Annotated in this window: 8 protein-coding genes and 1 pseudogene; 6 read left to right on the forward strand and 3 right to left on the reverse strand. The window is 75.7% G+C overall.

Annotated elements, in window-relative coordinates; genetic code table 11:
- Positions 1–16: 16 nt before the first annotated feature.
- Entirely contained in the window at positions 17–1387 is a 1371-nt protein-coding gene (locus tag GTR02_RS16415) for a bifunctional o-acetylhomoserine/o-acetylserine sulfhydrylase (protein WP_166608572.1), read from the forward strand.
- A gap of 56 nt (positions 1388–1443) precedes the next feature.
- On the forward strand, positions 1444–2637 hold the full coding sequence (gene metX, locus GTR02_RS16420; protein WP_338073870.1) for a homoserine O-acetyltransferase MetX: 1194 nt from the start codon (positions 1444–1446) through the stop codon (positions 2635–2637).
- On the opposite strand, the gene GTR02_RS16425 is transcribed toward metX, so the two are convergent.
- Both GTR02_RS16425 and GTR02_RS16430 read right to left on the reverse strand, forming a co-directional pair.
- Positions 2624–3115, reverse strand: a complete 492-nt coding sequence (locus GTR02_RS16425) for a hypothetical protein (RefSeq protein WP_166608573.1) — start codon at positions 3113–3115, stop codon at positions 2624–2626. The genes metX and GTR02_RS16425 overlap by 14 nt on opposite strands.
- Positions 3116–3198: 83 nt before the next feature.
- A complete protein-coding gene (locus GTR02_RS16430) occupies positions 3199–4563 on the reverse strand; it encodes a cation:dicarboxylate symporter family transporter (protein WP_166608574.1) in 1365 nt (454 codons plus the stop codon).
- A gap of 25 nt (positions 4564–4588) precedes the next feature.
- Here GTR02_RS16430 and GTR02_RS16435 point away from each other — a divergent pair, with 25 nt between their 5' ends.
- Genes GTR02_RS16435 through GTR02_RS16445 form a run of 3 tightly spaced genes read left to right on the forward strand, consistent with a single transcriptional unit; the run spans position 4589 to position 7943 of the window.
- Positions 4589–6331 carry an ATP-binding protein gene (locus GTR02_RS16435; RefSeq protein ID WP_205709441.1) on the forward strand — a complete coding sequence of 581 codons (1743 nt, stop codon included), beginning with the start codon at positions 4589–4591 and terminating at the stop codon, positions 6329–6331.
- Positions 6328–7029: a response regulator gene (locus GTR02_RS16440; protein ID WP_166608575.1), complete on the forward strand. Its 702-nt coding sequence runs from the start codon at positions 6328–6330 to the stop codon at positions 7027–7029. Before GTR02_RS16435 ends, GTR02_RS16440 begins: the two co-directional genes overlap by 4 nt.
- A 56-nt stretch (positions 7030–7085) precedes the next feature.
- On the forward strand, positions 7086–7943 hold the full coding sequence (locus tag GTR02_RS16445; protein WP_166608576.1) for an SMP-30/gluconolactonase/LRE family protein: 858 nt from the start codon (positions 7086–7088) through the stop codon (positions 7941–7943).
- A 7-nt stretch (positions 7944–7950) separates the two neighbouring features.
- On the opposite strand, the gene GTR02_RS16450 is transcribed toward GTR02_RS16445, so the two are convergent.
- Positions 7951–8379, reverse strand: a complete 429-nt coding sequence (locus GTR02_RS16450; protein ID WP_166608579.1) for a MerR family transcriptional regulator — start codon at positions 8377–8379, stop codon at positions 7951–7953.
- A 200-nt stretch (positions 8380–8579) separates the two neighbouring features.
- On the opposite strand from GTR02_RS16450, the pseudogene GTR02_RS16455 reads away from it, so the two are divergent.
- A pseudogene (locus GTR02_RS16455) lies at positions 8580–9263 on the forward strand (hypothetical protein); the annotation flags it as partial.

The raw sequence follows: 9263 nt of genomic DNA on the forward strand, positions 1-9263 counted from the left end.
CCCCGAAGAGGACCCCATGACCGAGAACAGCGCTGCCCCCGAGAACGCCGAGCACGAGGCGACCGCCGTGCAGGACCCGACGACCGTTCAGGACCCGACGACGTGGAGCTTCGAGACGAAGCAGGTCCACGCCGGCCAGGCGCCGGACCCCGCGACGAGCGCGCGGGCGCTGCCGATCTACCAGACGACGAGCTACACCTTCCGCGACTCCGACCACGCCGCGGCCCTGTTCGGGCTGGCCGAGGCGGGCAACATCTACACGCGGATCATGAACCCGACGCAGAGCACCGTCGAGGAGCGCATCGCCGCGCTCGAGGGCGGCATCGGGGCGCTCCTGCTGGCCAGCGGCCAGGCGGCCGAGACCATCGCCATCCTCAACATCGCGCAGGCCGGCGACCACGTCGTCGCGAGCCCGCGGCTGTACGGCGGCACGTACAACCTGCTGCAGCACACGCTGCCCAAGCTGGGCATCACGACGACCTTCGTGACCGACCCCGACGACCCGGACGCGTGGCGCGCGGCCGTGGGGGAGCGCACCAAGCTGTTCTACGCCGAGACCATCTCCAACCCCGCGGGCGACGTGCTCGACCTCGAGACCGTCGCCGAGGTCGCCCACGCGGCCGGCGTCCCGCTGATCGTCGACAACACCATCGCGACGCCGTACCTCATCCGGCCCTTCGAGCACGGCGTGGACGTCGTCGTGCACTCCGCGACGAAGTACCTCGGCGGGCACGGCACCGCGATCGGCGGCGCCATCGTCGACTCCGGGACGTTCGACTGGGCCGCGCACGCCGACCGCTACCCGGGCCTGACCACGCCCGACGCCAGCTACCACGGCGTCGTCTACACCGACGCGGTCGGCCCGGCGGCCTACCTCGTCAAGGCCCGCGTCCAGCTGCTGCGCGACCTCGGCCCCGCCATCGCGCCGTTCAACGCCTTCCTCCTCGCGCAGGGCATCGAGACGCTGTCGCTGCGCATGGAGCGCCACGTCGCCAACGCCCAGCGCGTCGCGGAGTGGCTCGACGCGCGCGACGACGTCCTGTCCGTGAAGTACGCGGGGCTGTCCAGCTCGCCGTGGCACGCGGCCGGCAAGAAGTACGCGCCGCGGGGGACCGGCGCGGTCCTCGCCTTCGAGATCGAGGGCGGGCTGGCCGCGGGCAAGCGGTTCGTCGACGCGCTCGTCCTGCACAGCCACGTCGCCAACATCGGCGACGTGCGCTCGCTCGTCATCCACCCCGCGTCGACGACCCACAGCCAGCTGAACCCCGAGGAGCAGATCGCCTCGGGCGTGACGCCGGGCCTCGTGCGCCTCGCGGTGGGCATCGAGGGGATCGACGACATCCTCGCCGACCTGACCCAGGGCTTCGCGGCCGCCGCGAAGGCGTGACACTGGTCTCGGGCGAGGCGCAGTCGGCGGCTCGGGGGTCGCAGGGAGCGGTGGTCGTGGACGTCGGCGCGCAGGTCACCGCCCGCATCCACCGCCCCGACCCGCCCGCGACGGGGGCGTGGCGCGAGGGCGACCCCGTCGGCGAGCGCCGCTTCGCCGACGTCGGGGACCTGCCGCTGCAACTCGGCGGCACCCTGCCCCAGGTCCGGCTCGCCTTCCAGACGTGGGGCACCCTCGCGCCGGACGGCGGCAACGCCGTCCTCGTCGAGCACGCCCTCACGGGCGACGCCCACGTCACGGGGGCGGCGGGCGAGGGGCACCCGACGCCCGGCTGGTGGGGGACCCTCGTCGGGCCGGGCCGCGCGCTGGACACCGACCGCTGGTTCGTCGTGGCCGCCAACGTGCTCGGCGGCTGCCAGGGCAGCACGGGCCCGGCCGCGCGGCGTCCCGGGTCCTCGCGCCCGTGGGGGTCGGCGTTCCCGCGGCTGACGGTGGCCGACCAGGTGGCGGCCGAGGCGCGCCTCGCCGACCAGCTCGGCGTCCGCCGGTTCGCGGCCGTGCTGGGCGGGTCGATGGGCGGCATGCGCTCGCTGGAGTGGGCCGCGGCGCACCCGGACCGCGTGGGCGCGGCCCTCGTGCTCGCCACGTGCGCGGCGTCGAGCGCGGACCAGATCGGCGCGCAGTCCGCGCAGATCACGGCGGTGCTCTCCGACCCGGGCTGGCACGGCGGGGACTACCACGACCGGCCCGACGGCCACGGCCCGCACCGGGGTCTCGGCCTCGCGCGGCGCCTCGCGCACCTGACCTACCGGACCGCGCACGAGCTCGACGAGCGCTTCGGCCGGATGCCGCAGGTCGGCGAGGACCCGTGGGACCCGGACGCGCCGGGCCGCTTCGCCGTGCAGTCCTACCTCGACCACCACGCCGAGAAGCTCGTGCACCGCTTCGACGCGGGCAGCTACGTCGCGCTGACCGACGCCATGAACACGTGGGACGTGGGGCTGGCGCGGGGCGGCACGGACGCGGCGCTCGCCGCGGTCACGGTCCCCCTCGTCGTCGCGGGCGTCGACTCCGACCGGCTCTACCCCCTCGCGGACTCGCGCCGCATCGCCGAGCGCGCCGCCGCCACCGTCGGCGGCCTGCGCACGGTGCGCTCGCCGTACGGCCACGACGGCTTCCTGCTGGAGGTCGACCAGATCGCGCCGCTGGTGACCGAGACGCTGCGGCTGGGGTCCCTCAACCGCGGGTGACCCAGGCGCGGACCTCGGCGCCGCCCTCGGGGAGGTCCGCGAGCCACCGCAGGAGCGCCTCGGTGGGGTGCACGACGTCGACCAGCGCGACGGCGCGGTCGTCGCCGACCGAGCGCAGGCCGACGGCGACGGTCGCGGTCCCCAGGTCGGGGAACCGGCGGACGGCCGCGGCCACGTCGTCCTGCGGACAGCCGGGCTGCGCCGGGGCGCCGGGCACGAGGCGGGGCACCTCCTCGGGCCGGAGGTCGGCGCCCGTCACGGCCTCGGCGCCACCGTCCCAGGTGCCGACCGCCCGCACCCCCGCCCCGACGAGCGCGGCGGCCGGCTCCTGCGCGGGCTCGACCCGCAGCCGCGAGGTGGGCGGATCGGCCGCGTCGAGGAAGTGCGCCGCGAGGAACCAGCCGTCCTCGTCGCGCACCAGCCGTCCTGCGGCGGTGACCCGGTCGCCGTCGCGCACGGTGGTCAGCGTGGTCTGCACGGGAGTGCCTCCTCCAGGTGGGGGTCGGGGACGCAGCGCACCCCCGCCCCCGACGGGGACGAGGGTGCGGCGGGGTGAGGTGCTCAGGGGGTCGTCGTGGCGACCTTCTCCTCGGTCTCGCGCGCGACCTTGCTGACGCTCGGGTCCATCGTCCGCTCGTCGAAGGGGGCGTGCCCCGCGAGGACGCGGTCGACCTGCTCGCGGTCGATCTGCTGGGCCCAGGTGCCGATGACGAGGGTCCCGACGGTGTTGCCGATGAAGTTGGTCACCGCGCGCGCCTCGGACATGAACCGGTCGATGCCGACGATGAGGCCGACGCCGTCGAGCAGGGCCGGCTTGTGCGACGCGAGGCCACCGGCGAGCGTGGCGAGGCCCGCGCCGGAGACCCCGGCGGCGCCCTTCGAGGCGATGACCATGAAGACGAGCAGCGAGATCTGCTCGGACACCGACAGCGGGTCGCCCAGGGAGTTGGCGATGAACAGCGACGCCATCGTCAGGTAGATCGCGGTGCCGTCGAGGTTGAAGGAGTACCCCGTGGGCACGACGATCCCGACGGTCGAGCGGCTGACGCCCAGGTGCTCCATCTTCGCGATGAGCCGCGGCAGCGCCGTCTCGGAGCTCGACGTGGAGACGATGAGCAGGATCTCCCGGGCGACGTAGCGCAGCAGCGAGAAGATCGAGATCTTCGTGACGACCTTCAGCAGGAGGCCGAGGACCACGAAGATGAACACCGCGCACGTCGCGTAGAACCCGAGCATGACGATGCCGAGCGCCTTCAGCGCGTCGACGCCCGTCTCGCCGACGACCGCGGCGATGGCGCCGAAGGCCCCGATCGGCGCGACCCACATGACCATGGCGAGGATCTTGAAGACGACCTTCTGGATGACCTCGATGGCCCCCAGCGCCTTCTCACCGGTCGTGCCGAGGCCCTGGATCGCGAAGCCCACCAGCAGGGCGACGAACAGCGTCTCGAGCACCGACCCGTCGGTGAGGGCCGAGGGCAGCGACGTCGGGATGATCCCGAGGAGGAAGTCGACGGTGCCGCCGGACTCCTCGGCCATGGCGGCGCGCTCGGCGCCCACGCCCCGGAGCTCGTCGGTGAGCTGCAGGTCCGTGACCGGGAGCAGGTTGCCGACGACGAGGCCGATCGCGAGCGCGAACGTCGACATGACGATGAAGTACAGCAGCGCCGTGCCGCCCACCCGGCCGACCTGCGCGGCCTTCCGCACCGAGCCGATGCCGAGCACGATGGTGCAGAAGATGATCGGCGAGATCATCATCCGGACCAGGTCGACGAAGCCGTCGCCGAGCGGCTTCAGCGCCTTCCCGACCTCGGGGAAGACCAGGCCCACGGCGATGCCGAGGGCGACGGCGATGATCACGGCGATGTAGAGGAAGTGCGTGCGGTCGCGCTTGGCCGCCACCTGCTGGTGAGCGTCTCTGCTCATGGGACCCTCCTAGAAGATCGTGGAGGTGATCGTGCTCACAACGCCGGGGCCAGGGCGAGCTTCTGCACGTTTCGTTCACGGGGCGTCGCGCCGCGGCCGGCTGCGCTGGACGCTGGCGTCGCGCATCTTCGCGCTGCAGCTGGCGGTCGTCACCCTGGTCGTCGTCGCGTCCGCGGCCGCCGTCGTCTGGCAGGTCCGGACCGACACGCGCCGCGACACGACCGCGATCGTCAGCGACGTCGCGCTGGGCCTCGCGGCGTCGCCGGACGTCCGCGCCGGTCTCTCGGTGCCCGGGGCGACCACCGACCCGGCGCAGGCGGGGGTGCGGGCGGGGGTGGCCGCGCACGCCGAGGACGTGCGGCGCGCGACGGGCACCGACTTCGTCACCGTCATGGACACCGCGCGCACGCGCTGGTCGCACCCCGACCCCGCGCAGATCGGCGGCACCTTCCTCGGTCACGCCGAGGAGGCGCTCGCGGGCGGTCGCGTCGTGGAGACCTACACGGGGACGCTCGGCCCGTCGGTGCGCGCCGTGGTCCCCGTCCGCGCGGCCGGCACGTCGGCGACCACCGGACCCGTGGTCGGCGCCGTGGCGGTGGGCGTCACGACCCGGTCGGTGACGCGCGAGCTGACGGCGCAGCTGCCGGTCCTGCTCGGGGCCGTCGCGCTGGCGCTGGTGCTCTCGGTGCTGGGCAGCCTCGCGCTGTCGCGGTGGGTGCGCCGCCGGACGCACGGCATGGAGCCGGCCGACCTGACCCGCGCGTGGGAGGTCAACGACGCCGTCCTGCACTCCCTGCGGGAGGGGCTCGTCGTCCTCGACCCGGCCGGGCGCGTGCAGGTGGTCAACGACGAGGCCCGCCGGCTGCTGCCCGGGGGCGAGGACGGCGTGGTCCTGCCGCCCGCCGTGCGCCGCCTGGTCGAGGCGGGCGAGGAGGTGGCCGACGACCTCCAGGTCACCGACGACCGCGTCCTGCTCGTCAACCACACCACCGCGCAGTGGGAGGGCCGGCAGGTCGGGACCGTCCTGACCCTGCGCGACCACACCGAGCTGCAGGCGCTGACCCGCGACCTCGACGCCGTGCGCGGGCTCGCCGACGCCCTGCGCTCGCAGGCCCACGAGGCCGCCAACCGGCTGCACGTCGTCGTGACCCTCGTCGAGCAGGGCCGCGACGCGGAGGCGGTCCGGTTCGCGACGGCCGAGCTCACCGAGGCCCAGCAGCTGACCGACCTCGTCGTCGCCGACGTCGCGGACCCGGCCGTCGCGGCGCTGCTGATCGGCAAGTCCGCGCAGGCCGCGGAGCGCGGGGTCGAGCTGGAGGTCGAGCCGGGCACGTCGCTGGCCGCGGACCTGCTGCCGGCCCGCGACCTGGTGACGGTGCTCGGCAACCTGCTCGACAACGCCGTCGAGGCCGCCCTGGCGGGGGACGCGCCGCGCTGGGTGCGGGTCCTCATCGCCGCGGCGGACGGTGCCGTGCAGCTGCGGGTGACCGACTCCGGCCCGGGCCTGCCCGCCGCGGGCCTCGAGCGGGCCATGCGCCGCGGCTGGTCGCGCAAGGAGCAGGTGCTCACGCGGGACGGGGCCCACGGCCACGGGCTGGGCCTCGCCCTCGTGGGCCAGGTGGTGCGCCGCCACGGCGGCCGGGTCGAGGTGGTCGAGCCCGTCACGGTCGACGACGGCGGCGGGACGATCGTCGTCACGCTCCCCGTCGTGGACCTCCCCATGGAGGCGCCCGCGGTGCGCCCGGCGGCGGCCGGCGCGCCCACGTGAGCGACGTCCGCGTGCTGATCGTCGAGGACGACCCCGTGGTCGCCGCGGCGCACGCGCGCTACGTGGGGGGCCTCGCCGGCTTCCGCGTGGTGGCCGCGGTGAACTCCGGCCGCGAGGCGCTGGCCGCGGTCGGGGCGGGCGGTGTCGACCTGGTGCTGCTGGACATGACGCTGCCCGACGTCGACGGCCTGCAGGTGCTGCGGGCCCTGCGCGCCGCGGCCGTGCCCGCGGACGTCATCGCGGTCACGGCCGCGCGGGACCAGGCGGTCGTGCGGCAGGCGCTGTCGATGGGCGTCGTGCAGTACCTGCTCAAGCCGTTCGGCGCCGCGGCGCTGGAGGACCGGCTGCGCGCCTACGCCCGCTTCCGGGCCGAGGTGGCGCGCGTCGCCGAGCGCTCCGACGGCGGCGCCCTGGACCAGCAGGCGATCGACGCGGCCCTCGGGCAGCTGCGCACGTCGTCCTCGCCGCCGCGCGGCGTGACGCCGCAGATGCTCGACGCGGTGACCGCGGCGCTGCGCGCAGCGCCTGCGGCGCAAGGGGTGTCGGCCGCCGAGGCCGCCGCCGCGACGGGGTTGTCGCGCGTCAGCGCGCGCCGCTACCTGGAGCACCTGGCGTCGGCGGGCCGGGCGCGCCGGGAACCCCGCTACGGCGGATCGGGCCGCCCCGAGCTGGCCTACCTGCCGACCGAGGCGCTGTGATCCGGCCGCCGGGCCGCCGCCGGGCCGCCGCCGGGCGTGGCCGGTAGCCTCCTCGCGTGCCCAGCGCTGAGCGGATCACCGACCGGATCGTCTACCACGGCGAAGGCCCGTGCTGGTCGCCCTCCTGGGGTGGCCTGCGCTTCGTCGACATGCTCGCGGGCGACGTCGTGAGCCTGGCCGCCGACGGCACCGTCAGCCGCCGCACCGTCGGGTCCGTCGCGGCCGTGGTGCGCCCGCGCACGCAGGGCGGGGCGGTCATCGCCGTCGAGCGCGGCTTCGTCCTCGAGGACGCGGACGGTGAGCTGACCGCGCTGCCGGACGTGTTCGAGCCCCGGCCGAAGCTGCGGATGAACGAGGGCGGCTGCGACCCCGACGGCCGCTTCTACTGCGGGTCGCTGCAGGGCGGCGAGCCCGGCGCCGGGACGCTCTACCGCCTCGACGCGGACCTGACCGTCTCGACCGTGCTCGAGGGCGTCACGGTCTCCAACGGCCTGGGCTTCAGCCCCGACGGCACGCTCGCCTACTACAACGACACGGGCACGGGGCGCACCGACGTCTTCGACTACGACCGCGAGGACGGGCTGACCAACCGCCGCACGTTCGCGCAGGTCAACGACGAGAGCTCCAGGAACCGCCCCGACGGCCTCACCGTGGACGCCGAGGGCGGCGTGTGGGTCGCGCTGTTCGGCGGCTCGGCCGTGCGCCGCTACGCGCCCGACGGGACGCTCGACGCGGTCGTGGACGTCGGGGCGCGGCAGGTCACGGCGTGCGCGTTCGGCGGCGAGGCGCTCGACGAGCTCTACATCACGACCTCGCGCGAGAACCTGCCCGACGACGACGACCCGGCGGCGGGGTCGCTGTTCCGGTTCACCCCCGGCGTCCGCGGTCTGCCCGTGCCGTCCCCCTCCGCCTGAGCCGCCCTCAGCCCGCGAAGGGCAGCACGGGCGGTTCCGGGGCGGGGGAGTTGCCGTCGGTGCGGCCCGCGGCCTCGTCGCGCAGCTGCTGGGCGAACTCCTCGGCCATCGCCAGCCGCTCCCGCAGCTTCTCCACGCGCGCGTCGGCCGCGGCGCGGAACCCGTCGAGCCGGTCGAACAGCTCCGCGCGCGGCGTGGCCGACGGGATGCGGCCGTCGAGGGCGTCCAGCGTCGCGAGCAGGTCGCGCATCTCGTCGAGGGAGAAGTCGAGCGGCTTCATGCGCTTGAGGACGAGGAGCCGGTAGACGTCCATCTCGGTGTAGAGGCGGAAGCCCCCCGGGGTGCGCGCCGACGGGGTGACGAGGCCCATCTCGTCGTAGTAGCGGATGGTGCGGAGGCTGTAGCCGACGCGGTCGGACACCTCGCCGATCTGCATCAGTCGCGACGTCACCCGCGTCCCCCTCCGACCGCTCGACCGCGCCGGGACCGGCGCGTGGTTGCTCAGGCACCGTACCCCCGCCCCCCGTCACGCCCGGGGGCCGTGGGGCGCCGGTGACCGCCGGGACGGGGGTGACGGGCGCCCGGAGACGGGCTAGCCTGCGCTCCGTGCAACGGGCCACTACGGAGAGTAAGGACATGGCCGTCGACCGCCTCCTGGCGCGCCGCCGGTCCGTGCTCCTGCTCGCCCTGGGCGCGGGGGTGCCCGCCGCGCTCGGCCTCGCGGCCGGCCCGGCCACGGCCGACCCGGCGCTGCCGGCGCAGGGCGACGTCGACGCGGCCCGCGCGGCCGCGGCGGGCGTCGCCGCCCAGGTCGCGGCGCTGCAGGCCCGGCTCGCCGGTCAGCAGGCCGACCTCGACGCGAGCCGCACGTTGCTGTCCGTGGCGGCCGAGGACTACGACGAGGCGCGCGCGCTGCTCGCCCGGCGCGACGACGAGGCGGCCGCCGCCGCGGCGCGGGCCTCGCGCGCCCAGGCCGACTACGCCGCCGCGCGCCAGGCCCTCGGGCGCTTCGCCGCGTCGCGCTACCGGGGGGACTCCGCGGGCCTCGGGGCGTTCGCGGCCGTGCTCGCCGCGAACGGACCGCAGGAGCTCATCGACCGCACCGCGGCGCTCGACCGCATCGGGGCGCAGCGCGACGACGTCGAGCAGCGGCTGGACGCCGCGCGCGTGTGGGCCCGCGCGAGCGAGGGCAGCGCCGCGACGGCGCGGGCGGCGCAGCAGCGCGCGACCGACGCCACGGCCGCGGCGCAGGCCGACGCCCTCGTGGCCGCAACGCGGACCCGCACCGACGCCCTCGTGGCCGAGCTGGCCGTGCTCCAG

The organism is Kineococcus siccus, from assembly GCF_009906795.1.
In the GTDB taxonomy this organism is placed as follows: domain Bacteria; phylum Actinomycetota; class Actinomycetes; order Actinomycetales; family Kineococcaceae; genus Kineococcus; species Kineococcus siccus.